This is a genomic window from Sphingopyxis sp. Root1497 (assembly GCF_001427085.1).
Lineage (GTDB): Bacteria > Pseudomonadota > Alphaproteobacteria > Sphingomonadales > Sphingomonadaceae > Sphingopyxis.
Map to the genome: position 1 here is coordinate 176,636 of NZ_LMGF01000004.1, position 21,912 is coordinate 198,547.

Genomic DNA, 21,912 nt, shown 5'->3' on the forward strand with positions numbered 1-21,912 from the left:
TGAGGACTCGAACGCGCATGTCGATTTTATACGACGAAGGGCAACAGGCGATCGCGACCGAGTCGCGGCGCGTGCTCGAAGCCCGGATGAACAAGGACGAGCTGCTGCCGCTGCTCGAAACCACCGGAAAATTCCACGACGGCTTCTGGACCACCGCGAAGGAACAAGGCTGGACTGCCCTCGCCCTTCCCGAAGTCTATGGCGGGCTCGATCTCGGCCTCGTCGAACTCGGGCTGATCGCGCACCAGGCGGGCCGCAGCCTCAGCGGCGCGCCCTTCCTCACCGGCAGCTTCGGCGCCGCCAAGGCGATCGAGCTTTACGGTAGCGACGAGCAGAAAGCGAAATATCTGCCCGGCCTCGCCAGCGGCGAGACGATCGGTGCGATTGCTTTCGCCGCGGGATCGAACGCGCTGCCGGTGCTGCCGAGCGTGACGCTCACCGACAACCGCCTCGACGGGACATCGACCGGCGTCGCGGGCGGACTCGCTGCCGATATCGCGGTCGTCTATGCCAATGGCCCCGGCATGCCGGTGCTCGTGGTGGCCGACTTGGCGAACGTCACGCGCAGCGCGATCGACAGCTTCGACAACAGCCGCCTCTACGCCGACCTGACCTTCGCCGGCACGCCCGCCGACACGCTGGTCATCGGGGGCACGGCGCGCGAGGCGGCGCTGCACATCCTCGCCCTGCAGGCGGTGATCACCGCGCACGAACAGACCGGCGGCGCCGAAGCGATGATGGAAATCGCGCGCGACTATGCCGTCACCCGCCGCGCCTTCGGACAGGTCATCGGCGCCTTCCAGTCGATCAAGCACCGCATCGCCGAACTCTACGGCTTCGTCGAACTGGCGCGCGCCAACTGCATCCATGCGGCATCGCGCGAGGGACAGGCCGATTTCGTCACCGCCGCCGCCGCGGCGCGCATCTCGGCGACCGAGGCCTATGACACCGCTTCGCGCGACTGCGTGCAGATTCACGGCGGCATCGGGGTGACTTGGGAACTCGGGCTCCACCTCCACACCCGCCGCGCGCGCAGCCTCGCGATCGAACAGGGCAATCTGCTGTTCTGGGAAGACATCCTCGTCGACCGCCTGACCGGAGAAGGTGCATGAGCGATCTCGAAGCGTATCGCGCCAAGGCCGCGGCCTGGCTGGAATCTATGGTCCCGACCTTCGGCAAGGAAGCCCGCAAGGGGCTGAGCGTCGAGGAAGACCTCGCCGTCGCACGCCAATATCAGCGCGCCAAGTTCGACGCGGGTTACGCGGGCATCAACTGGCCGGTCGACTATGGCGGCCAGGGCCTCGGGCACCTCGAAAAGGTCACCTTCGACAGCGAGGAAATGAAGCACGGCTTCCCGAGCTTCTATTTCGGCATCTCGCTCGGCATGCCGATCCCGGTGCTGATGCAGTTCGGCAGCGACAAGGATTTCGTCAAGGAGCGGGTACTGAAGGCGCTGAAGGGCGAGGAAATCTGGTGTCAGCTGTTCTCCGAACCCTCGGGCGGTTCCGATCTCGCGGGCCTGCGCACCAAGGCCGAGGCCGACGGCAACGGCTGGAAGATCAACGGCCAGAAGGTATGGACCAGCTGGGCGCAATATAGCGACTATGGCGTCATCGTCGTGCGCACCGATCCCAATGTGCCCAAGCACAAGGGCCTCACCTATTTCTGGGTCGACATGAAGGCTCCGGGCGTCACCGTGCGCCCGATCAAGCTGGTAGGCGGCGACAGCCATGTCAACGAGGTGTTCTTCGACGATGTGAAGATCACCGACGATCATCGCATGTCGCCGGTCGGCGGCGGCTTTGCCGTCGCGATCGCGACGCTGATGATCGAACGTTATGTCGCGACCGACAGCGGCGGCTTCGGCCCGCACCTCGACCTGTTCGTCGACCTTGCCAAAAATACCGAACTCAACGGCAAGCCCGCGATCGAGGATGGCCGCATCCGTCAGCAGATCGCGCGCAACTATGCGATGCGCAATGGCCTGCAATCGATCACCGCGCGCGCGATGGCGATGATGCAGGCGGGCATGGTCCCGGGGCCCGAAGGCTCGCTCAACAAGCTTGTTGCAGTGCGCTCGCGCCAGAAGCTTTCCGAACTCGCGATCGACCTGCAGGGGTCGGGTGGTTTCGCTTACGACGACCATGCCTCGCAGAAGGAGAATTGGACGTCGAGCTGGATCAACGCCCCCACCGGCCGCATTGCCGGCGGATCGGACGAGACCTTGCTGAACACCATCGCCGAAAAGATCCTCGGCCTGCCGCAGGACCATCGCCCCGACAAGGGCGTCGCCTTCAACCAGATTCCGGCCTGAGGAGGGCCAGCGCATGAAGATCGATTCCACCACCGCAGCCGTCGTGACCGGCGGCGCATCGGGCCTCGGCCGCGCGACCGCAGAGGCGCTCGCGGCGCAGGGCGTCAAGGTCGCCATCTTCGACATCAACGACGCGCTCGGCGAAGAGGTCGCGGCAGCGATCGGCGGATTGTTCGTCCATGTCGACATCACCGACGAGCAATCGGTGCTCGACGGCTATGCCACCGCGCGCGCCGCGCATGGGCAGGAGCGTATCTGCGTTCATTGCGCGATGACCTCGCGCCGCGGCAAGACGCTGGCGTTCGACAAGGCGAGCGGCAGCTTCCGCCGCACCCCGACCGAGGATTATGCCTTTGGCGTCGCCGGGATATTGACCGCCAGCTACCGCATCGCCTCGATCTCGGCCGAGGGCATGGCGACCTTGCCTGAACTCGAAGACGGCGAACGCGGCGCGATCGTCCTCACCGCGTCGGTCGCGGCGCAGGACGCGCAGATCGGCCAGGTCATCTATGGCTCGGCGAAGGCGGGCGTGAACGGGCTTGTGCTGCCGATGGCGCGCGACCTGATGGACCTTGGCATCCGGGTCAATTCGATCATGCCCGGCGTGTTCAAGACCCCGCTCGTCGCGGGGCTGCCCGAACCGGTACTCGCCAGCCTCGGCGCGTCGGTCCCCTTCCCCAAGCGCCTCGGCCACGCCGAGGAATATGCCAGCCTGGCGATGGAGATGCTCCGCAACAGCTATTTCAACGGCCAGGCCGTCCGTCTCGACGGCGCGATCCGCATGGCCCCGCGTTAATCCGAAAACTCCCCTCGAAGAAGGAACCCTGTGAAATGTCCGAAGCCTATATCATCGACGCCGTCCGCACCCCGCGCGGGATCGGCAAGCCCGGCAAGGGCGCGCTGTCGCATCTCCACCCGCAGCATCTCGCCGCGACGGTGCTGAAGGCGATCAAGGAACGCAACAACCTCGACACGGCAACCGTCGATGACATCATCTGGTCGACCTCGACCCAAAAGGGCAAGCAGGGCGGCGACCTCGGCCGCATGGCCGCGCTCGCCGCGGGTTATGACACCAAGGCCTCGGGCACGACGCTCGACCGCTTCTGCGGCGGCGGCATCAGCAGCGTGAATTTCGCCGCCGCGACCGTGATGTCGGGCATGGAAGATTGCGTCATCGCCGGCGGCACCGAAATGATGAGCTACACCGCGCAGATCGGTGCCGAGGAAGCCAATGCGGGCCTCAAGCCGCTCGGCATGGGGTCGGGCAACGCCGCACTCGACGCCATCCACCCCCAGTCGCACCAGGGCGTGTGCGGCGACGCGATCGCCGCGAAGGAAGGCATCAGCCGCGAAGCCGTCGACGCGCTCGCGCTCGTCAGCCAGCAGCGCGCCGACCGCGCGATCAAGGAAAACCGCTTCGCCAAGTCGGTCGTGCCCGTCTATAACGAGGACGGCAGCGTCGCGCTCGACCGCGAGGAATTCCCCCGCCCCGAAACTACCGCCGAAGGCCTCGCCGGCCTGAAGGCGAGCTTCGGCGCGCTCAAGGACTTCGACCTCGGCGGCGGGGTGACCTTCGGCAAGCAGATCCAGCGCGTCTATCCCGACCTCGAATGGGAAGGTGTCCACCATGCCGGCAACTCGTCGGGTGTCGTCGACGGCGCCGCAGCGTTGCTCCTGACCTCGAAGGACTATGCCGACAAGCACGGCCTGAAGCCGCGCGCCCGCATCGTCGCTTATGCCAACCAGGGCGACGATCCGACGCTGATGCTCAACGCCCCGGTTCCGGCGGCGAAGAAGGTGCTCGAAAAGGCCGGGCTGACCGTCGCCGACATCGACGTCTGGGAAATCAACGAAGCCTTCGCCGTGGTCGCCGAAAAGTTCATCCGCGACCTGAAACTCGACCGCGAAAAGGTGAACATCAACGGCGGCGCGATGGCGCTCGGCCATCCGATCGGCGCCACTGGCTCGATCCTGATCGGCACCGCACTCGACGAACTCGAACGCTCGGGCGGCCGCTATGGCCTCGTCACCATGTGCGCCGCAGGCGGCATGGCGCCGGCGATCATCATCGAACGCATCTGATCCTGAAGCGAAGCCCCTCTCCTTGCGGGAGGGGCTTCGATCAGAACGGCCCGCGCACCGCGATCGTCCGCGCGGGGTTGTAGAGGTTCAGGAACATCGTCTTACCGTCGGGCGCGAAGCACACACCCGACACCTTGGTCGCCGCGCTCACCCGCGCAAAGGGATAGACCTTCCCCTCCGGCGTCACCCCACGCAGCCAATTGTCGGGGCGGCTGCCGCGCCGGTCCTCGCACACCATCAGGTCGCCATTCGGCGCAACGCTCAGATTGTCGCCGAAGCTGAAATGCGCGGGATCGGTCGTTTCGACGAACAATTGCAATTGCCCCGGCTGCGCCGTCTCGGCCGCCGTCCCTTCGGCCGGCGACGGGAGATAACGCATGATCTGCCCGCGCCGTGCCGGACCACCCGAGGTGCAGGTGAAATAGATCTCGCCGTCGCCGCCATGGATACCCTCGCCGCGTGCGAACACGGTCGCACCGGCACGCGCACCGCGTTTGCGCAAATCATCCTTCGGGCTTTCGACCTCGTCGAGATCGATCCAGCGCGCGTCGTGCCAGCCGCCGCTCGCCAGCACCGGCCGCGTCCAGTTGCGCGTATCGGACAGCGCCGGGTTGATCAGCGCCAGCGCCTGCAATCGCCCGCCCTTTTGAAGCTCGCCCGGCACAGCGGGCAGGAAGCGGTAGAAGAGGCTGTCTTGCCGGTCCTCGGTCATATAGACCGCGCCGCTCCGGGGATCGACGACTGCAGCCTCATGGTTGAAACGCCCCATCGCCTTGATCGGCTCGGCGGTGACCAGCCCGCCCGGCGCAACGGGCATTTCGAAGACCCAGCCATGGTCTTCCTTGTGCAGCCCGCCGCCGCGCGAAACATCTTCCTCGCAGCTCAGCCAGGTGCCCCAGGGCGTGATGCCGCCCGAGCAATTGTAGATCGTGCCGACGAGCGAGAGATATTGTTCCTCGACGTCGAGGGTCGCGGGATCGAGGATGATCGTGGAGACGCCGCCGGGCAGCGCCTCGCCGCTTCCCGCACGGTAACAGTCGAACGCCGCCGCATCGCCGCTGGTCCCCACCGGGCACGCCCCATGCCTCAACTCGTCGGCGCCAAGTTCGTGATTGCGCATCAGGCACAGCCGACCGTCGGGCAGCGTCGTGCAGCCCATGCCGTCGGCGCTGTTCGGCACCTGCCGCCCGTCGCTCATCGTCTGGCCATATTGCGAAAGGATCTTGTACGAAAAGCCGCGTGGCAGATCGAGGAGCCGCGCCGGGTCGGGGATCGGCGCCCCGAAGCCCTGCCCTTCGGCCAGCATCGCAGCGGAAACATGGCGGCTGTGCAGCGCGAGCCCGGCGAAGGCAGTGGCCATCAGCCCCTTGGCGAAGCCGCGGCGATCGAGTGCGATGGATGCCCGTTCCATGGCCGCGCGATAGGGGCGTGAGGTGACAGGCGGGCTGCGGAAGCCTGACAGTTTGGCGACATTTTGAAGTTGGCTGGCACATTAGTGCAACATTTGGCGCAGCCGCCCTGTTCGCATCCCGCACGACGCCCTGGAAGCAAAGAAATCCTTTCCCTCCTAAGGGTTCCTTCGCCCTTGCACTGCCCCTTTTGCGTCGGCATGGCCAAGGAGACATATTGGGAGAAAAAGACATGGCAGGTCCGCTTCAGGGTATCCGTATCATCGAATTCGCCGGCATCGGTCCCGGCCCCTTCTGCGGCATGATGCTCGCCGACCATGGCGCCGAGGTCATCCGCATCGACCGCCCGGGCGGCTTCATGGACCCGCGCGATCCGCTGTCGCGCAACCGCACCTCGATCTCGCTCGACATGAAGAACCCCGAAGCCGTCCAGACCGCGCGTGACCTGTGCAAAAGCGCCGACGGCATCATCGAGGGCTATCGCCCCGGCGTGATGGAGCGGCTCGGGCTCGGCCCCGATGTGCTGCTCGCGGATAATCCGAAGCTCGTCTATGGCCGCATGACCGGCTGGGGCCAGTTCGGTCCTTATGCGCAAGCTGCCGGCCATGACATCAATTATATCTCGCTGTCGGGCGTGCTCCACACCGTCGGCGTACGCGGCGGCAAGCCGGTGCCGCCGGTCAACTATGTCGGCGATTTCGGCGGCGGGGGCATGATGCTCGCCTTCGGCATGTCGAGCGCGCTGCTCCATGCGGCGAAGACCGGCGAGGGCCAGGTGATCGACTGCGCGATGACCGACGGTTCGGCGCTGCTCGCGGGCATGAGTTGGTGGTTCCACGCCGCGGGCGCTCTCAAGGACGAGGCCGGCGTCAACCGTCTCGACGGCGGCGCCCCATATTACGACACCTACACCTGCAGCGACGGCAAGTTCATCTCGATCGGGTCGATCGAGCCGCAATTTTACGCGCTGCTGCGCGCCAAGACCGGGCTCGACGCCGACCCCGCTTTCGACGTGCAGGACGACCAGGAAAATTGGCCCGCCAAGAAGGAAAAGGTCGCCGCGCTCTTCGCCACCAAGACCCGCGACGAGTGGTGCGAGCTGATGGAGATGACCGACGTCTGCTTCGCCCCCGTGCTGTCGCTGAGCGAGGCACCGCACCATCCGCACAATGTCGAGCGCGAGACCTTCGTCACCGTCGCCGGTGTCCCGCATCCCGCCCCTGCCCCGCGCTATTCGGCGACGGTCAACGACACCCCGCGTCCCGCCCCGGCGGTCGGTGGCGACGGCGATGCGGTGCTCGCCGCGCTTGGTTACGATGCCGACAAAATCGCGGCGCTGCGCAACGACGGCGCGGTGCGCTGAACTTGCACGCGGCGGCCGCGAGGCGTAGCCTGCGGTTGCCGATAAGGAGAGAATAATGGGCGAATTTCTGAGCGTCGAGCGGCGCGGCAAGATCGCAATCCTGACGATGATCAAGCCCGAGAGCATGAATGCGATCGGGACGCACGAGGATTGCCAGGACATCATCGACACGCTGCGCACGCTGGGCGACGACCGCGGCGTCAGCGCGATCATCCTCACCGGCAGCGGCAAAGCGTTCAGCGCCGGTGGGAACCTGAAGGGCATGCAGGACCGCACCGGCATCGGGGTACTCGACCAGCCCGATTCGACGCGCGCCAATTACCGCAAGGGCGTGCAGGCGGTGATCCGCGCGCTGATGGACTGCGAAGTGCCGATGATCGCCGCGGTCAATGGCCATGCGATCGGCCTCGGCGCCGACCTCGCCTGCACCTGCGACATCCGCATCGCCGCCGAGAGCGCGAAATTCGCGTGCAGCTTCATCAAGGTCGGCATCGTCCCCGGCGATGGCGGGGCGTGGCTGCTGCAGAAGATCCTCGGCTATCCGCGCGCCGCCGAACTGTTCCTGACCGGCGACCGCTTCGACGCGGCGCAGGCCAAGGAGTACGGCCTCGTCACCGAGGTGGTGCCCGACGAGGAACTGCTCGACCGCGCCATCGCCATCGCCGAGCGCATCGTGTGCAACCCGCCGCGCGCGTTGCGACTCACCAAGCGACTGCTCCGCGAGGCGCAGCACAGCCGGATGAGCGACATCCTCGAACTCAGCGCCGCCTATCAGGCGATCGTCCACGAAACCGCCGACAACCGCGAGGCGATCAACGCTTTCGTCGAAAAACGCCCCCCCGTTTTTACAGGAGACTGACCATGCTCGCCGAGCGCGTCCTGCCGCTGTCCGGCATCCACAATTTCCGCGACTATGGCGGCTATGACGTCGAGGGCGGCGGCAAGTTGCGCAGCGGGATGCTGTGGCGCTCGGCGCACCATCAGGATGCGACCCCGACCGACCTTGGCGCGGTCGATGCGCTGGGGATCGAAACGATCGTCGACCTGCGCGGCGACGACGAACGCGCGGCGCATCCGTGCAAAAGGTCCGACGGCTTTTCGGCGCGGGTGCTGTTCGCCGACGGCAACACCGCGGGCCTCGCGCCGCATCTGCAGGCCGCCAAGGGCACGATCGACAACGAAACCGCACGGGCGCGGATGATCGATACCTATGCCGGCATGCCGTACCGCCCAGTGCTGGTCGCGACGCTGCGCCTGTATCTCGCCGCGCTCGCCGAATATGACGCGCCGAGCCTGGTGCACTGCGTCGCAGGCAAGGACCGCACCGGCTTTGCCGTGGCGATCGTCCACCGCCTGCTCGGGGTGCATGAGGACGATCTGATGCACGATTATCTGCTCACCAACAGCGCGGGCAAGATCGAGGAGCGCATCGCGCAGGGCGGCGATGTCATCCGGGCGCGCTACAATGCGGACATACCCGATGACGCGATCCGCACTTTGATGTCGGTCAATCCGATCTTCCTTGAGGCCGCATTGGCGACGGTGCGCCGCGACCATGGCGACATCGCGACCTATGCCGAGACGGTGCTGAACTTCACCCCCGAGATGCGCGACGCGATCGTCGACAAGCTGGTGGTTTACTGAGCGCCCTCGTCGCCCCCGCGAAGGCGGGGGCCACGGTGATCAGCCGCCCTTCACCAGCACCCCGCCCTTGACCACCGCATCGACATCCTCGAGCTGGCGCACGTCGGTCAGCGGATCGCCGTCGACCGCGATGATGTCGGCGTAGCGGCCGACCGCAATCGCGCCGACATCCTTTTCGCGGTTCAGCGCCTGCGCGGCGTTGCGCGTCGCGGCCTGAATGGCCTCGATCGGGGTCATCCCATATTCGACCATGACCCGAAACTGCTTGCCGATCTGGCCATGCGGCATCACCCCCGCATCGCTGCCGAACACCATGCGGACACCGGCCTTGTGCGCTTTGCGGAAATTGTCGCGCTGGGCCTGCGCGATCTCGCGATCCTTGCGCAGATTATCCTCGAGCACGCCGTTCTTCGCGCCCTCGGCCTGGGTATATTCGGTGTTATAGATATCCATCGAGAACCACACCGGCTGCTTGCGCGCGACGGCGAGGCGGATGCCCTCGTCGTCGACCAGGCTGGCATGCTCGATCGTGTCGATCCCGGCGTTGATCGCGGCGCGGATGCCCGCCGCGCCATGCGCATGCGCGGCGACGCGCAGTCCCCATTGATGTGCCTCGTCCGCAATCGCGCGCAGCTCGACCTCGGACACCTGCAACTGCCCGGGTTCGGTGTTGCGGGAAAAGACGCCGCCGGTCGCGCAGACCTTGATCACCTCGGCGCCATATTTGCGCTGGCGGCGAACCTGATAGCGCAGTTCGTCGGGGGTATCGCCGATCCCCTCCTTCTTCGCGTCTTCCTTCTCGAAGCTCGGCGGGAAGAAGGTCGAATCGCAATGCCCGCCGGTGGCGCCGAGCGCATAGCCCGCGGGAACGATGCGCGGCCCGACGGCATAGCCGGCCTCGATCGCCTGCTTGAGCCCGATGTCGTTGCGGTCGGACGAACCGACGTTGCGCACGGTGGTGAAACCGGCGTCGAGCATGTCGTGGGCGTTCTTGACTGCGGTCATGCCCCAGAAGCTGTCGGTGAATTCCAGCCCGTTGTAACCGCCGATATCGGCGGGGCCGTCGAGGTGGACGTGCATATCGATCAGGCCCGGCAGCAAAGTCTTGTCGCCGAGGTCGATATGCTTGACGTTCGCGCCCCATTTCACGGTGCGCGCATCGGCAACCCCGGTGATGCGGCCATCGGGGCCAACGAAGATCGCGGGATAGTCGATCGTCTTGCCGGTCAGCACATCGACATAGCGCGCGGCTGTGATGACGGTTTGGCCGGTCGAGTCCTGAGCCTGCGCCGGGACCGTCGCGACGGCGAGAAGCGCGGTGCCGCCAAAAGCGATTCGCCGCAGAAAAATCCCGAACTTCACACTGGATTGCATGTCTGATCCGCCTGTTTTTGTTGCCCGCAACGGTGATGGCAAAGGCGGGGAAATTAGGACAGCGGAAAATGCGATACCGCTTCGTCATCGCCGCGAAAGCGGGGACCCGCCTTCTTCTTCCTTCTTCGTGCCTTTGCGCCTTTGCGTGAGATTTTCTTTTTCTCGGACTCACGCAAAGGCGCAAAGGCGCAAAGAAAAGGCGGGTCCCCGCTTTCGCGGGGATGACGTTTGTTGGTGCTCAGAGGTCGATCTTGAATCGCGCCAGATAATCATAATCCGGCCGGCACGCCTCGGCGACCGCTTGCGCTTCCGCCGTCAGTTCGGGGATCGGCTTGTCGGGCACGCCGAAACCCGTGCTCGACATCACCGCGTCGTACCAATGCGACGCCCAAATGCCGTCGGTGTCGCGCAGCCCTGCCTGCCAATGCAGCATCGCCGGGTCCCATTCGATACCGATCGCGGCGCACAGTTTCGCCAGCATCGCGGGCGGGTCGCGCAAGATGTCGGCGCTGTCGATCACCGGCGGCGCATGGCCCAGCCGGTCGGCCTCGCGATCGAAAAATTCGACCTGCTTGTCGGTGCCGAGATGGTCGGGGCGCACCGACACGCGCTTCGCGGCATAGCTCGCGACGACGCGCGCCGGGTCACGGATCAGGAAGGCGTGGCGCAGCCCCGGCAGGTCGTCATGCGCGATCGGTCCGACCATATGGTGCGCCATATGTTTCTGGTACCAGATCGGCGTGCCCGCCGGGTTCGGCCCGGTCATCGTCGCCGCAACGCCGTGCCAGTCGCAGTCCATCGACGCCATAACCGCGTCCATCATCGGCTGCGGGTCGCCGGTCTCTTTCAGATAAGAGCCATAAAAGGGTTCGTCGCTGACATGGGTGTCGGCGCGGGTGCCGAAGCTGCGCATCATCGCGGTCGACAGGTTGCGCGGTCCCGACCACATGGCGATGCGGATGCAATCGGCCATGCTCAGACCTCGCCCGAAATGTCCCGCTCGATCAATATCTTGTAGAGCCCTTGCAACCGCTCAACCATCGGCCCCCGCCCCTCGGTCAGCACACGCCCGTCGATAGTATGCGCGGGCACCACCCCCGCGAAGGTGCCGGTCACGAACGCCTCATCGGCGCCATAGACGTCGTTGAGCGAGAAATTCTTCTCATACACCGGGATGCCCGCCTCGCGGCAGGTGCGGATGACGTTGCTGCGGGTGATTCCGGCGAGGCAATAATCGCCGCTCGACGTCCACACCTCGCCCTTGCGGACGATGAAGAAGTGGGTCGAATTGCAGGTCGCGACGAAGCCGTGCGGGTCGAGCATCAGCGCCTCGTCGGCGCCCGCCTGCGCCGCCTGGATGCACGCGGTGATGCAGTTCAATTTGCTGTGCGAATTGAGCTTGGGGTCCTGCACCGCGGGGTCGCCGCGGCGGACATGGACGGTAAACAGCGACAGTCCCTTTTCGACCGTCGCGGGCAGCGGGTCCTTATGCTCGGCGATGATGACGATCGTCGCGGGCGAGACCACGACGCGCGGGTCCTGATACGGGGTCGAGCGGATGCCACGGGTGACCATCAGGCGGATGTGACAGGCATCCATCTGGTTGCCCGCGATCGTGTCGTAAAGCCGCTGGATCAGCGCCTCGCGGCTGATCCCGATGTCCATCGCGATCGCCTTCGCACCCTCGAACAAGCGGTCCATATGCTGGTCGAGAAAGGCCATCCGCCCCTTGTGGACGCGGATCCCCTCCCACACCCCGTCGCCGAGCATGAAGCCGCTGTCGAACACCGACACGCTCGCCTCGGCGCGGGGCACCAGCGTGCCGTTGACGTTGATCAGGATCGCGTCGTTGCGCGGATCGGGGACGAAGTCGTGGGTGCCTTGAGCCATGGCGCCAGCCTAGCCGCTGGCGGGCGCCCATTGCAATTGACGATGATCGCCGCCAATCACGGCGGCATGACAAGCAAAGCATTGATGGCCATTGCGCTGGCAGCCGCCACAATCGGCTCGCTGCCCGCGCAGGCCTGTTCCATGGCGGCCGGCTATAAAACACCGACAACGCTGGAGCTGGTGGCCGGGTCCGACTCCATTGTCCTCGCTCGCGTCGGCGCAGCGATCGGCGACGGATCGGGCCCCGATCAAACGAGCGTCGAACTGATCCCCGAGCAGCTGGTCGACGGCACGGAAATGCCGGCGCGGCTGCAAATCTTCGGGCATTTGGGAACCGACCGCTTTCAGGCGACGCCGAGCGACCCCAATGAGTTGCACAAGGCCAATCCCGACGCCTTCATGGGCGGGTGCAATCGCTACGTCTTCAAGCGCGGCATGTTGCTGCTGCTGTTCCTGCGCAAGATGCCCGACGGATCGTTCCGCATCGTCAGTTCAGCGTTTGCCCGCACGCTGGAGGATGTCCCCGACGCCGATGCGCCATGGGTCCGCGCCGTGCGCTATTACAACAGCGTCGCCCGGCTGCCCAAGAAGGAAGCCAAGACGTTGATGCAGGCTGAGCGGGAGCGGCTGGAAGCGACGGGCGATCCGGTCGACGCCTTGTTGGCCAAGGATATTGGGCGTCAGATCAGCGGCAAGCGCAGCCAGAATTTCGACTGAGGTCGCCGGTCAGGCGACTTTGCGACCAAAGCTGCCCGGCGGCGGGCGGTCGAGACGCCCCAGCGCCGCGCCTTCGAGCGGGTCGCGGCGCGCCGCCGCGCGTTCCTCGGCGGTCGCGAGCTGGCGGGGCGGCGGCGGGCCGCCCTCGACCGCGCGCTTTTCGTCGAGCACCTTATGCCAGGTCGCGCCCGCCTCGCGGTGCGGCATCGCGAAGATTTCGATCGCTTCGCCGACCAGCGGCACCGCGCGTTCGACGAGCTTCAAATAACCGAGCGGGATGCGGATCTTTCGTTTGCCCGCGATGCCGCCCTTGTCGCTGTGGATCACCAGTATCACCGGTCCCGGGATCGGCATACCCGCCGCGCTGAGAAAGAGCGTTTCGGCACCGACATGGGTATAATGATCGAAGGAGACGAAACGCTTGGTCCAGAGCGTGCGGATTTCGAGGCCGCGCGCATGCTGGGTGATCGCCGCTTTGTCCGGCGCCATCGCCTTCCACAGCGCGCGGCATCCATAAGCGATCAGATAGAGCCCGAGCGGCGCGCCGATCAGCGTGCCCATCAGCGCAAAGCCGCCGAAGAAAAACAGCAGCGCGCGGGTGACGAGCTTGCCGCCACTATACTGGACGATCACCATCGGCGATCAGCCGATCTTGCGGCCGAATTGCGGGCGCGGCGTGTCGGCGGGCGGCGACGCTTCCTCAGGTACAGCGGGCGCTTCGCCGCGCTTGCTCATATAGCGCGCGAAAGCTGCGTCGGCGTCGAACCCCTCGGTCGCCGGCAGGTCGTCACCGACCTTGACCGCCGCACCGGGCACGCGGTTCGCGCCCGACGCGACGCGGAGCAGCTTGACCAGCGGGCCGATCAGGAACAGCAGCGCGATGATCGACAGGCCGAGCACGGTCGGACCGAGTCCGATGCCGACGATGCCCTCCATCGAATTGCCGCCGACGCCCATGAAATGCCACAGGAAGAAACCGATATAGGCGACCGGAATCAGCGCCAGCAGCCAGCGGAACACCCCGCCGATCGAACCACCCATAGGAAAACCCTCCTCTTTCAAAGAGGGTCATAGCGCCAAGCGGTTAGGATTTTCTTATGTCGCGGGCCGGCCGCGCCGCACCCAGGCGGCACCGAGCAGCGCGAAGGCGGTGCCGAGCATCGTACCGCCGACGATGTCGCTCGCCCAATGGACGCCAAGCATCATACGCGAGGTGCCGTTGAGCACGATCATCACCCCCGCAAGGCTCCACGCCGCGCGGCGCCAGCGCGGCGGCACCAGCCAGGCGAGCATCAGATAGACGACCGCGGCGCTCGTCGCATGGCCGCTGGGATAGGAAAAGCTCGTCTGATGGTCGAGATGCGGGATCAGGTCGGGGCGTGCGACGCCGAAAGCCATTTTGAGCAGGCTCGACACGAGGTTCGACAATAGCGACGCCCCCGCCAGCGCGACCGCACAGCGCGGCCCGCAGAGCCGCCAGACGAGCGCGGTCAGGCCGATGACGATGACCCAGCGCGGCGCGCCGCCGCCGATCCAGCTCGCGCCCTGCATGAAGGCGATGAAAGCGGGGTCGCTCTTGCCGACATGGAGGACAAGGTCGGTCGAGATGCGCAGGTCCATCGCCTGGGTCCATCCCGCGACGACCGCGAAGCCGAGCAGGATGACGCCGACGAGCAACACGGCGGCGGCGATGAGGAAGCGGTTGATCTTGCTGGGCATCAATCCTCCTTCGTCATCCCCGCGAAGGCGGGGACCCAGCTTCTTGTTGCGAACAGCTGGATCCCCGCCTTCGCGGGGATGACGAGGCCGTGGTTAGATGTGAAGCGGCCGCCCGAACGCCGCGAGCACGCCTTCGTGCATCGTCTCGCTCAGCGTCGGATGCGGGAAGACGGTGCCGATGAAATCATCCTCGACCAGCTCGGCGGTCTTGCCGATCGTATAGCCCTGGATCAGCTCGGTAACCTCGGCGCCGATCATGTGCGCGCCGAGCAGTTCGCCGGTCTTGGCGTCGAAAATCGTCTTGGTGAAGCCTTCGGACTCGCCCAAGGCAATCGCCTTGCCATTGCCGATGAAGGGGAAGGTGCCGGCCTTCACCTCGTACCCCAGTTCCTTCGCCTTGGCCTCGGTCAGCCCGACGCTGGCGATCTGCGGGCGGCAATAGGTGCAGCCGGGGATGTTGCGCGGGTCCATCGCGTGCGGATGGTTGCCGGCGATCGCCTCGACCGCAATCACCGATTCGTGCATCGCCTTGTGCGCGAGCCACGGCGGCGCGGTGACGTCGCCGATCGCCCACAGGCCGGGGACGTTGGTGCGGCACATCGCGTCGGTGTCGATATGGCCTTTCGTGGTCTTCACGCCGAGCGCTTCCAGCCCGATATTCTCGGTGTTCGGGACGATGCCGATCGCGACGATCGCGTGGGTGAATTCGGCGCTTTCGGTCTTGCCGTCCTTGGTCTTGATCTTCGCCGTAACGCCGGTGGCGGTCGCCTTCAATTCCTCGACGCCGGCGCCGGTGAAGATCGTCATGCCCTGTTTCTTGAGCGATTTTTCGAGGAAGGCCGAGACATCGGCATCCTCGACCGGGACGACGCGGTCGAGCATTTCGACCACCGTAACTTCGGCGCCCATGTCGCTGTAGAAGCTCGCGAACTCGATCCCGATCGCCCCCGATCCGATGACGAGCAGCTTCTTGGGCATTTCGGGCGGGACGAGCGCGTGGCGATAGGTCCAGATGCGCTTGCCGTCGGCGGGCGCGAAGGGCAGGTCGCGGGCGCGCGCGCCGGTCGCGACGATGATGTTCTTGGCCGTGAGGGTTTCGCTGCCCTTCTCGCCCTTCACCTCGAGCTTGCCCGGCGCCGTCAGCTTGCCCTCGCCCATATGGACGGTAATCTTGTGCTTCTTCATCAGGAAGGCGACGCCCTGGCTCAGCTGCTTCGCGACGCCGCGGCTGCGCTTCACCACCGCGTCGATATCGGCGCTGATCTGCTGCGCGATCAGCCCGTAATCGCCGGCATGCTGCATATAATGATAGATTTCGGCCGAACGCAGCAGCGCCTTGGTCGGGATGCAGCCCCAGTTGAGGCAGATGCCGCCGAGATTTTCGCGCTCGACGATCGCGGTCTTGAGCCCGAGCTGCGCCGCACGGATCGCCGCGACGTAGCCGCCGGGACCCGAGCCGAGGACGATGAGGTCGTAGTTTTCAGCCATCTCTTATAACAAACCTACAAAAAATCTTGAATCGAGGGGACTTCGGGATCGAGCGCAGCAATCTCGCGTGCATAATTTTCCGCTTCAGAGCGATCACCAGCCTCTTTAGCAGCGTAGAATGCCTGCAGAAGAGCGGGCACTATGCTCACATCGTCAAACTTGTCCCGATTATTTTCGATCTCAAGCGCGGCGAGGAAATAGTCGCCTTTTCCACGTAGTGCGGCGGAACGATTTATATGATCTTGAGCTGACACCTTGATCCCTTTCACGCCACCAGCCCCAGCGGGTTCTCCACCAATTCCTTGAAGGTCTTCATCAGCAGCGCGCCATCCGCCCCGTCGATCGCGCGGTGGTCGAAGCTGCCGGTCGCCGACATGACCGTCGCGATCGCGAGGGCGTCGTCGACGACATAGGGGCGCTTCTCGCCCGCGCCGATCGCCATGATCATGCCCTGCGGCGGGTTGATCACCGCGGTGAACTGCTTGATCCCCATCATGCCCATGTTCGAGATGCTGGCGGTGCCGCCCTGATATTCGCTGGGCTGGAGCTTGCCTTCCTTCGCCTTCGCCGCGAGTTCGCTCATCTCGGTCGAGATTTTCGACATCGACTTGCCGCCGGCATCGGTGATGATCGGGGTGATCAGCCCGCCGGGGATGCTGACCGCGACCGAAATGTCGGCGCGGCTGTACTGGCGCATCACGTCGCCGCCGAACGAAACGTTGCAGGCGGGCACGCGTTCGAGCGCGACCGCGAGCGCCTTGATCAGCATGTCGTTGACGCTGAGCTTCACCCCGCGCCCTTCGAGGCTGGCGTTAAGCTCGGTGCGGAGTTTCAACAATGCGTCGAGGCGGATGTCGACTGTCAGGTAGATGTGCGGCGATTGCTGCATCGATTCCGTCAGGCGGCGCGCGATCGTCTTGCGCATGCCCGACAGCTTGCTGTCCTCGTGCGGGATACCGAAATCGGCGATTTCGCTGTGTGCGGCAGCGGCGGCAGCGGGCGCGGCCGACGGGGCCGCAGCGGTCGGAGCCGCGGCGGCAGCAGCCGCTGCGCCGGCGGGGGCACCATCAAGGTCGTCCTTGACGATGCGGCCGCCGGGGCCGGTGCCGGTGATAGTCGACAGGTCGATGCCGCGCTCGGCGGCGAGGCGCTTGGCGAGCGGGCTCGCCTTGATGCGGTCGCCCGATGCGGCGGACGCCGCGGCAGGGGTCGGTGCGGGTGCAGCCGCGGGTGCGGGTGCCGCTGCGGGGGTAGCGGCGGGTGCCGGAGCAGGCTCAGCCTTCGCCTCGGGAGCAGGTGTCGCAGCGGCGGGCGCCGCCTTGGCGCTCGCCGCATCCTCGCCCTCAGCCGTAATCGTCGCGATCACGGTGCCGACCTTCACATTGTCGGTGCCCTCGGCGACCAATATCTGCGCGATTACGCCATCGTCGATCGCCTCATATTCCATCGTCGCCTTGTCGGTCTCGATCTCGGCGAGCAGGTCGCCCGACTTAACCGTATCGCCCTCCTTGACCAGCCATTTGGCGAGCGTGCCCTCCTCCATCGTCGGCGAGAGCGCGGGCATTTTGAGTTCGATCGGCATGGTGAGGCATGTTCCCTGTCAGTCTGGCAGGTTGCCCCTGCCGTTACGGCCTGTACCTCTCCATAAGCGGAGCCGGGGTCAAGGTCCATCGGGTCAAACTTGCCTTTCATACGAATGTGACGCACTCTCCCCTCATAAAAAGCATAGCGGGGGTCGGGGCGATGCGGACTTATCTGGTGGTGATCGACGACAGTCCCGAGGCCAGCCTCGCGCTGCGCTTCGCGGCGCGGCGCGCGGCACGAACGGGGGGCGGCGTGATGGTGCTGGCGATCATCCCGCCACAGGACTTCGTCGCGTTCGGCGGGGTGCAGGCGACGATCGAGGCCGAGGCGCGCGAACATGCCGAGGCGCTGGTGGCGGCGGCGGCCGACACGGTCGCGCAGGAAGCCAATGTCACGCCGCAGATCATGGTCAAGTCGGGCAAACCCGCCGAGGTCGTGTGCCAGGTGATCGCCGAGAATGACGAGGTTGCGGCGCTGGTGCTGGCGACGGCGGCGAGCGGCGCGCCGGGGCCGCTGGTCGCGCATTTCACCGGACAGGATGCGGGAACCCTCCCCTGCCCGGTGATGCTGGTGCCCGGCGGGATCGATATCAGCCGGCTCGATGCGTTGAGCTAGACGGTCGCGAGGCGCGGCAGGGCGGCGGCGCCCTTCGCTTCGAAGAAAGCCAGATCGAGCACGACCAGCGCCTGCACCACGACGACCGCGATGCCGATCCATGTCATCTGGCCGGCGAACACCGCGAGGACGCCGAAGCTCGCGGCGACCCAGCCGATATTGCCGACCGCGATCAGGTTCGCGAGCCCCTTGCTCGGCGCCTTCTGCGTGGCGACGAACAGCATCAGCAAGGCGCTCGGCAGCCCGATCCATCCCGCGACGGTCACGACTTCGGAGGGGAGGCCGAGAAGTGCCGCAACCGTCGCGGTCGCAAAGACGCCCAGCACGAACAGCCCCGTGCAGGTGATGGCGTCGATGATCAGGACATTTTTGAGATTGAAATAGGACATTGGGTTTCTCCTTTCGAACCCAGCCCAATTATGCCGCGAAACAGCGCCGGTCGATTACGCCCGAGGTAATGGAATTGCGGAAGATGGAGGTATAGCTCCCGCAGCGAAGGAGAAGATCAATGCAGGTTGCACCGCTGGGCGAACAGCTGCGCGAATGGCGCACGCGGCGCCGGATGAGCCAGATGGACCTCGCGCTCGACAGCGAGATTTCGACCCGCCACCTGAGCTTTATCGAGACCGGGCGGTCGAAACCGAGCGCCGCGATGCTCGGCCGGATCGCCGATTGCCTGGAGCTGCCGCACCGCGCGCGCAACGCCATGCTGCTCGCGGCGGGTTACGCGCCCGATTATCAGGAGCGCGCGCTCGACAGCGCCGAAATGGCGGGAATGCGTGCGATCGTCGACCATGTGTTGAAGGGGCATGAACCCTATCCGGCGCTCGCGGTCGACCGCCACTGGAACATGGTCGCGGCGAATGATGCGATCGCGATCCTGATCGAGCAGGTGTCCCCTGCCCTGCTCGTCCCGCCGGTCAACGTGCTGCGGATAGCGCTGCATCCCGACGGGCTGGCGCCGCAGATCGTCAATTTCGGCGCGTGGCGCGCGCATATCCTGCACCGGATCGACCTGCAGATCGAGGCCAGCGCCGATGCCGGGCTGATCGCGCTGCGCGAGGAACTGGCGGGTTATGACCGCCAGGCGAACGACAATGACGGCGGCCCGGTGAGCGGCATCGCGGTGCCGCTGATCCTCGACACGATCGCGGGACGGATTTCCTTCGTGTCGACGGTGACGATCTTCGGGACGCCGGTCGATATCACGCTGTCGGAACTGGCGATCGAGGCGTTCTTTCCAGCGGATGCGGAGAGTGCGGGGTTGTTGCAGCGGTTGGCGGGGAAATCTTGAACCTCGTTATTGCGAGCAAAGCGAAGCAATCCATGGCGGGTTACGCCACTCTGGATTGCCGCGTCGCCTTCGGCTCCTCGCAATGACGAGGGAGATTTAGCGCCGCCGCCCCTTATGCTTGATATTCGCCGGGCGTCCGCGCTTGCCGACGACATGCTTGCCCGCCTTATCCTTCAACCCGTCGCGGCGCGGTGGGCGGCCCCGGAAACCGCCTTCGGGCGCGTCGGGCAGTTCGAAGCGCAGCGCGCCGCTGACCGGATTGGCATCGACCAGCCGCAGATCGAGCCGCTGGCCGGTGGTGAAGCTCACCCGCCCATGCTCGCTGTCCAGGCTGCGCGCCGCCTCGTCGTAGAAGAAGCGCTCGCTGCCCAATGTCGACACCGGCACCAGCCCGTCGCCGCCGAGTCCGTCGACCGTCGCGAAGAAGCCGAAGGGCTGCACCCCGGTGATCCGCGCCTGGACGATCTCACCCTTCCGGCTCGACAGATAGGCCGCGACATAGCGGTCGATCGTCTCGCGTTCGGCCTCCATCGCGCGGCGTTCGAGCGCGCTGATCGCCTCGCCGATGCGCGACAATCCCTTAGCGTCGGCCTCGCCGAGTCCGGTGCGCTCGGGCAGGCCCTTGGGTTTGCCCGGCACTTCGAGCTTGTAGCTGTCGACCAGCGCGCGGTGGACGATCAGATCGGCGTAACGCCGGATCGGCGAGGTGAAATGCGCGTAGCTGCCGAGCGCGAGGCCGAAGTGGCCGGCGTTGGCGGGGCCATAATAGGCCTGCGTCTGGCTGCGCAGGATCGCCTGCATGATCTCGGGCAGCCGGTCGTCCTCGGAGAAACCGTCGATCAGGCGGTTGAACACCGCGGGGGTGATCACCTGCCCTAGCGCGAAACTCTGTTCGAAGGTTTCGAGATAATCCTTGAGGCTGACGAGCTTTTCGCGGCTCGGCGGTTCGTGGATGCGGTACATCACCGGCGATTTTTTCGCCTCGAGCGCCTTCGCCGCCGCTACGTTCGCCGCGATCATATAATCCTCGATCAGCCGCATCGAATCGAGCCGGTCGCGGACGCGAATTTCGGCGATGCCGCCCTTTTCGTCGAGGATGACCTGGCGTTCGGGCAGGTCGAGGTCGAGCGGCGCGCGGGCGGCGCGCGCGGTCGCCAGCAATTTCCAGCAGGCCCAGAGGTTGCGCAGCCCCGGCAGCACGTCGGCGTCCCAATCGTCACGCGCCGTATCGGCATCATAGGCCGTCTGCGCATGTTCATAGGCGATGTTCGCGCGCAGCCGCACCAGCGCGCGGGTGAAGCGCCATGACGTCACCTTGCCATGTTTGTCGATGACGAGATGGCACGCCATCGCCGCACGATCCTGCCCGGCTTTCAGCGAGCACACGCCCGCCGACAGCGTTTCGGGCAGCATCGGCACGACCTGGTCGGGGAAATAGACGCTGTTGCCGCGCCGCCGCGCCTCGCGGTCGAGCGCGCCGTCGGGGCGGACATAGAAGCTGACATCGGCAATCGCGACGATCGCGCGAAACCCGCCCTTGTTGGCCGCATCCTCGTCGGGCGCGGCCCAGACGGCGTCGTCATGGTCGCGCGCGTCGATCGGGTCGATCGCGACGATCGGCAGGTCGCGCAGATCCTCGCGCCCGTCGGGGGTTAGCGGCAGCTTGGCCGCGATTTCGGCCTCGGCGAGGGTTTCCGTGCCGAAGACATGCGGGATTTCGTGGCGCGCGATCGCGATCATGCTCAGCGCGCGCGGCGCGAACGGATCGCCGAGGCGCTCGACGACTTTCGCCTTGATCGCCGGTCCGCGCCCGCTCAGTTCGGCGCGCACCAGATCGCCGACATTGGCATCGCCCTTGTCGGCGATCGCGAAGTCGTAGCGCGCGCGCTTGTCGGCGGGGCGCAGCCACAGAATCGGCTTACCGCCGGGGCCCATATCCTCGACGAGGACGCCGATCACCGTCTCGCCGCCCGCCTGCAATTTCTTCATCGGGTGCGCGACATGGCCGCTGCCACGTTCCTCGGTGCGCGCGAGGATGCGGTCGCCGACGCCGAGCGCCCCTTTGCGCCCCTGCTCCATCACGCGGAGGCGCGGCGCCGGGCCGGCGGCTTCCCAATGCTCGGGGACGGCCCAGACGGTGCTGCCGTCGATCGAGGTGACGCGCAGCACGGTGACGCGCGGCAATCCGCCGTGCTTGTGGAACGAACGCCCCGCCGCCAGATCGACGAGCCCCTCGTCGGTCATGTCCTTGAGCAGCGCCTTCAGCGCGATCTTGTCATTGCCGTGGAGCGCGAAATGCTTGGCGATCTCGCGCTTGCCGACCGGACCGCTGCTCGTTTCGATGAAACGGAGGATCTGGTCGGGCGTGGGGAGTCCGGGCTGAGGCTTGGGCTTTTTCATCACAGGCCGTTCCATTGAT

The 21,912-nt window shown here is 65.9% G+C and carries 22 protein-coding genes; 10 read left to right on the forward strand and 12 right to left on the reverse strand.

Annotated features, from left to right (window positions below; translation table 11 throughout):
* Nucleotides 1–17: 17 nt before the first annotated feature.
* From ASD67_RS12405 to ASD67_RS12420, 4 genes are read left to right on the forward strand one after another with little or no spacing between them, the layout of a single operon-like run.
* On the forward strand, nucleotides 18–1,112 hold the full coding sequence (locus ASD67_RS12405; RefSeq protein ID WP_056347630.1) for an acyl-CoA dehydrogenase family protein: 1,095 nt from the start codon (nucleotides 18–20) through the stop codon (nucleotides 1,110–1,112).
* Nucleotides 1,109–2,314, forward strand: coding sequence for an acyl-CoA dehydrogenase family protein (locus ASD67_RS12410; protein ID WP_056347632.1), 1,206 nt, complete (start codon nucleotides 1,109–1,111; stop codon nucleotides 2,312–2,314). The genes ASD67_RS12405 and ASD67_RS12410 overlap by 4 nt, the downstream gene beginning before the upstream one ends.
* A 13-nt stretch (nucleotides 2,315–2,327) precedes the next feature.
* Nucleotides 2,328–3,110 (forward strand): SDR family oxidoreductase, encoded by a 783-nt coding sequence (locus ASD67_RS12415; protein ID WP_056347633.1) that lies wholly within the window; start codon nucleotides 2,328–2,330, stop codon nucleotides 3,108–3,110.
* 35 nt (nucleotides 3,111–3,145) lie between these two features.
* Complete coding sequence (locus ASD67_RS12420) at nucleotides 3,146–4,396, forward strand: acetyl-CoA C-acetyltransferase (RefSeq protein WP_056347635.1); 1,251 nt, start codon at nucleotides 3,146–3,148, stop codon at nucleotides 4,394–4,396.
* A gap of 40 nt (nucleotides 4,397–4,436) precedes the next feature.
* Here ASD67_RS12420 and ASD67_RS12425 read toward each other — a convergent pair whose 3' ends face one another.
* Nucleotides 4,437–5,807, reverse strand: a complete 1,371-nt coding sequence (locus ASD67_RS12425) for an alkaline phosphatase PhoX (RefSeq protein ID WP_056347637.1) — start codon at nucleotides 5,805–5,807, stop codon at nucleotides 4,437–4,439.
* Nucleotides 5,808–6,037: 230 nt separating this feature from the next.
* On the opposite strand from ASD67_RS12425, the gene ASD67_RS12430 reads away from it, so the two are divergent.
* The 3 genes from ASD67_RS12430 to ASD67_RS12440 are packed head-to-tail and all read left to right on the forward strand — an operon-like array spanning nucleotide 6,038 to nucleotide 8,812.
* Nucleotides 6,038–7,168 carry a CaiB/BaiF CoA transferase family protein gene (locus ASD67_RS12430; RefSeq protein ID WP_156377698.1) on the forward strand — a complete coding sequence of 377 codons (1,131 nt, stop codon included), beginning with the start codon at nucleotides 6,038–6,040 and terminating at the stop codon, nucleotides 7,166–7,168.
* A 55-nt stretch (nucleotides 7,169–7,223) separates the two neighbouring features.
* Complete coding sequence (locus ASD67_RS12435; RefSeq protein WP_056347641.1) at nucleotides 7,224–8,027, forward strand: crotonase/enoyl-CoA hydratase family protein; 804 nt, start codon at nucleotides 7,224–7,226, stop codon at nucleotides 8,025–8,027.
* A 2-nt stretch (nucleotides 8,028–8,029) separates the two neighbouring features.
* Entirely contained in the window at nucleotides 8,030–8,812 is a 783-nt protein-coding gene (locus ASD67_RS12440) for a tyrosine-protein phosphatase (RefSeq protein WP_056347643.1), read from the forward strand.
* Between the two features lie 39 nt (nucleotides 8,813–8,851).
* Here the strand turns inward: ASD67_RS12440 and ASD67_RS12445 are convergent, their stop codons facing one another.
* The 3 genes from ASD67_RS12445 to ASD67_RS12455 form a co-directional block, all read right to left on the reverse strand.
* On the reverse strand, nucleotides 8,852–10,186 hold the full coding sequence (locus ASD67_RS12445) for a Xaa-Pro dipeptidase (protein ID WP_056347645.1): 1,335 nt from the start codon (nucleotides 10,184–10,186) through the stop codon (nucleotides 8,852–8,854).
* A gap of 238 nt (nucleotides 10,187–10,424) precedes the next feature.
* A complete protein-coding gene (locus tag ASD67_RS12450) occupies nucleotides 10,425–11,159 on the reverse strand; it encodes a hypothetical protein (protein WP_056347647.1) in 735 nt (244 codons plus the stop codon).
* Between the two features lie 2 nt (nucleotides 11,160–11,161).
* Nucleotides 11,162–12,076 (reverse strand): aminotransferase class IV, encoded by a 915-nt coding sequence (locus ASD67_RS12455; protein ID WP_056347649.1) that lies wholly within the window; start codon nucleotides 12,074–12,076, stop codon nucleotides 11,162–11,164.
* 36 nt (nucleotides 12,077–12,112) lie between these two features.
* On the opposite strand from ASD67_RS12455, the gene ASD67_RS12460 reads away from it, so the two are divergent.
* The gene (locus tag ASD67_RS12460; protein ID WP_156377699.1) at nucleotides 12,113–12,793 is read left to right on the forward strand and encodes a hypothetical protein; all 681 of its coding nucleotides are present in this window, start codon (nucleotides 12,113–12,115) and stop codon (nucleotides 12,791–12,793) included.
* A 9-nt stretch (nucleotides 12,794–12,802) separates the two neighbouring features.
* On the opposite strand, the gene ASD67_RS12465 is transcribed toward ASD67_RS12460, so the two are convergent.
* The 6 genes from ASD67_RS12465 to ASD67_RS12490 form a co-directional block, all read right to left on the reverse strand.
* Nucleotides 12,803–13,429, reverse strand: coding sequence for a hypothetical protein (locus ASD67_RS12465; RefSeq protein ID WP_056347653.1), 627 nt, complete (start codon nucleotides 13,427–13,429; stop codon nucleotides 12,803–12,805).
* Between the two features lie 6 nt (nucleotides 13,430–13,435).
* Nucleotides 13,436–13,834, reverse strand: coding sequence for a hypothetical protein (locus ASD67_RS12470; RefSeq protein ID WP_056347656.1), 399 nt, complete (start codon nucleotides 13,832–13,834; stop codon nucleotides 13,436–13,438).
* Nucleotides 13,835–13,888: 54 nt separating this feature from the next.
* Nucleotides 13,889–14,512, reverse strand: coding sequence for a phosphatase PAP2 family protein (locus ASD67_RS12475; protein WP_056347658.1), 624 nt, complete (start codon nucleotides 14,510–14,512; stop codon nucleotides 13,889–13,891).
* A 93-nt stretch (nucleotides 14,513–14,605) separates the two neighbouring features.
* Nucleotides 14,606–16,000 (reverse strand): dihydrolipoyl dehydrogenase, encoded by a 1,395-nt coding sequence (gene lpdA, locus ASD67_RS12480; RefSeq protein ID WP_056347660.1) that lies wholly within the window; start codon nucleotides 15,998–16,000, stop codon nucleotides 14,606–14,608.
* Nucleotides 16,001–16,014: 14 nt separating this feature from the next.
* Nucleotides 16,015–16,269, reverse strand: coding sequence for a hypothetical protein (locus ASD67_RS23095; protein WP_156377700.1), 255 nt, complete (start codon nucleotides 16,267–16,269; stop codon nucleotides 16,015–16,017).
* On the reverse strand, nucleotides 16,266–17,582 hold the full coding sequence (locus ASD67_RS12490; protein ID WP_056347665.1) for a pyruvate dehydrogenase complex dihydrolipoamide acetyltransferase: 1,317 nt from the start codon (nucleotides 17,580–17,582) through the stop codon (nucleotides 16,266–16,268). Before ASD67_RS12490 ends, ASD67_RS23095 begins: the two co-directional genes overlap by 4 nt.
* A gap of 161 nt (nucleotides 17,583–17,743) precedes the next feature.
* Between ASD67_RS12490 and ASD67_RS12495 the strand changes: the two genes are divergently transcribed.
* Entirely contained in the window at nucleotides 17,744–18,199 is a 456-nt protein-coding gene (locus ASD67_RS12495; protein WP_056347666.1) for a universal stress protein, read from the forward strand.
* Here ASD67_RS12495 and ASD67_RS12500 read toward each other — a convergent pair.
* Nucleotides 18,196–18,588, reverse strand: coding sequence for a hypothetical protein (locus tag ASD67_RS12500; RefSeq protein ID WP_056347668.1), 393 nt, complete (start codon nucleotides 18,586–18,588; stop codon nucleotides 18,196–18,198). The two genes, ASD67_RS12495 and ASD67_RS12500, sit on opposite strands and share 4 nt — an antisense overlap.
* Nucleotides 18,589–18,707: 119 nt before the next feature.
* Here ASD67_RS12500 and ASD67_RS12505 point away from each other — a divergent pair, with 119 nt between their 5' ends.
* Entirely contained in the window at nucleotides 18,708–19,493 is a 786-nt protein-coding gene (locus ASD67_RS12505) for a helix-turn-helix domain-containing protein (RefSeq protein WP_056347670.1), read from the forward strand.
* A gap of 96 nt (nucleotides 19,494–19,589) precedes the next feature.
* On the opposite strand, the gene ASD67_RS12510 is transcribed toward ASD67_RS12505, so the two are convergent.
* Nucleotides 19,590–21,893 carry a ribonuclease R family protein gene (locus ASD67_RS12510; protein ID WP_056347672.1) on the reverse strand — a complete coding sequence of 768 codons (2,304 nt, stop codon included), beginning with the start codon at nucleotides 21,891–21,893 and terminating at the stop codon, nucleotides 19,590–19,592.
* Nucleotides 21,894–21,912 lie beyond the last annotated feature (19 nt).

What these genes read in the sequence shown, in the direction of transcription:
- ASD67_RS12440 (WP_056347643.1), top strand. Translation starts at nt 8,030, where the DNA reads ATGCTCGCCGAGCGCGTCCTGCCGCTGTCCGGCATCCACAATTTCCGC.
- ASD67_RS12505 (WP_056347670.1), top strand. Translation starts at nt 18,708, where the DNA reads ATGCAGGTTGCACCGCTGGGCGAACAGCTGCGCGAATGGCGCACGCGG.
- ASD67_RS12455 (WP_056347649.1), bottom strand. Translation starts at nt 12,076, where the DNA reads ATGGCTCAAGGCACCCACGACTTCGTCCCCGATCCGCGCAACGACGCG.
- ASD67_RS12420 (WP_056347635.1), top strand. Translation starts at nt 3,146, where the DNA reads ATGTCCGAAGCCTATATCATCGACGCCGTCCGCACCCCGCGCGGGATC.
- ASD67_RS12465 (WP_056347653.1), bottom strand. Translation starts at nt 13,429, where the DNA reads ATGGTGATCGTCCAGTATAGTGGCGGCAAGCTCGTCACCCGCGCGCTG.
- ASD67_RS12470 (WP_056347656.1), bottom strand. Translation starts at nt 13,834, where the DNA reads ATGGGTGGTTCGATCGGCGGGGTGTTCCGCTGGCTGCTGGCGCTGATT.
- ASD67_RS12435 (WP_056347641.1), top strand. Translation starts at nt 7,224, where the DNA reads ATGGGCGAATTTCTGAGCGTCGAGCGGCGCGGCAAGATCGCAATCCTG.
- ASD67_RS12495 (WP_056347666.1), top strand. Translation starts at nt 17,744, where the DNA reads ATGCGGACTTATCTGGTGGTGATCGACGACAGTCCCGAGGCCAGCCTC.
- ASD67_RS12445 (WP_056347645.1), bottom strand. Translation starts at nt 10,186, where the DNA reads ATGCAATCCAGTGTGAAGTTCGGGATTTTTCTGCGGCGAATCGCTTTT.
- ASD67_RS12510 (WP_056347672.1), bottom strand. Translation starts at nt 21,893, where the DNA reads ATGAAAAAGCCCAAGCCTCAGCCCGGACTCCCCACGCCCGACCAGATC.
- ASD67_RS12490 (WP_056347665.1), bottom strand. Translation starts at nt 17,582, where the DNA reads ATGCCGATCGAACTCAAAATGCCCGCGCTCTCGCCGACGATGGAGGAG.
- ASD67_RS12405 (WP_056347630.1), top strand. Translation starts at nt 18, where the DNA reads ATGTCGATTTTATACGACGAAGGGCAACAGGCGATCGCGACCGAGTCG.
- ASD67_RS12430 (WP_156377698.1), top strand. Translation starts at nt 6,038, where the DNA reads ATGGCAGGTCCGCTTCAGGGTATCCGTATCATCGAATTCGCCGGCATC.
- ASD67_RS12415 (WP_056347633.1), top strand. Translation starts at nt 2,328, where the DNA reads ATGAAGATCGATTCCACCACCGCAGCCGTCGTGACCGGCGGCGCATCG.
- ASD67_RS12500 (WP_056347668.1), bottom strand. Translation starts at nt 18,588, where the DNA reads ATGTCCTATTTCAATCTCAAAAATGTCCTGATCATCGACGCCATCACC.
- ASD67_RS12450 (WP_056347647.1), bottom strand. Translation starts at nt 11,159, where the DNA reads ATGGCCGATTGCATCCGCATCGCCATGTGGTCGGGACCGCGCAACCTG.
- ASD67_RS12425 (WP_056347637.1), bottom strand. Translation starts at nt 5,807, where the DNA reads ATGGAACGGGCATCCATCGCACTCGATCGCCGCGGCTTCGCCAAGGGG.
- lpdA (WP_056347660.1), bottom strand. Translation starts at nt 16,000, where the DNA reads ATGGCTGAAAACTACGACCTCATCGTCCTCGGCTCGGGTCCCGGCGGC.
- ASD67_RS12410 (WP_056347632.1), top strand. Translation starts at nt 1,109, where the DNA reads ATGAGCGATCTCGAAGCGTATCGCGCCAAGGCCGCGGCCTGGCTGGAA.
- ASD67_RS12475 (WP_056347658.1), bottom strand. Translation starts at nt 14,512, where the DNA reads ATGCCCAGCAAGATCAACCGCTTCCTCATCGCCGCCGCCGTGTTGCTC.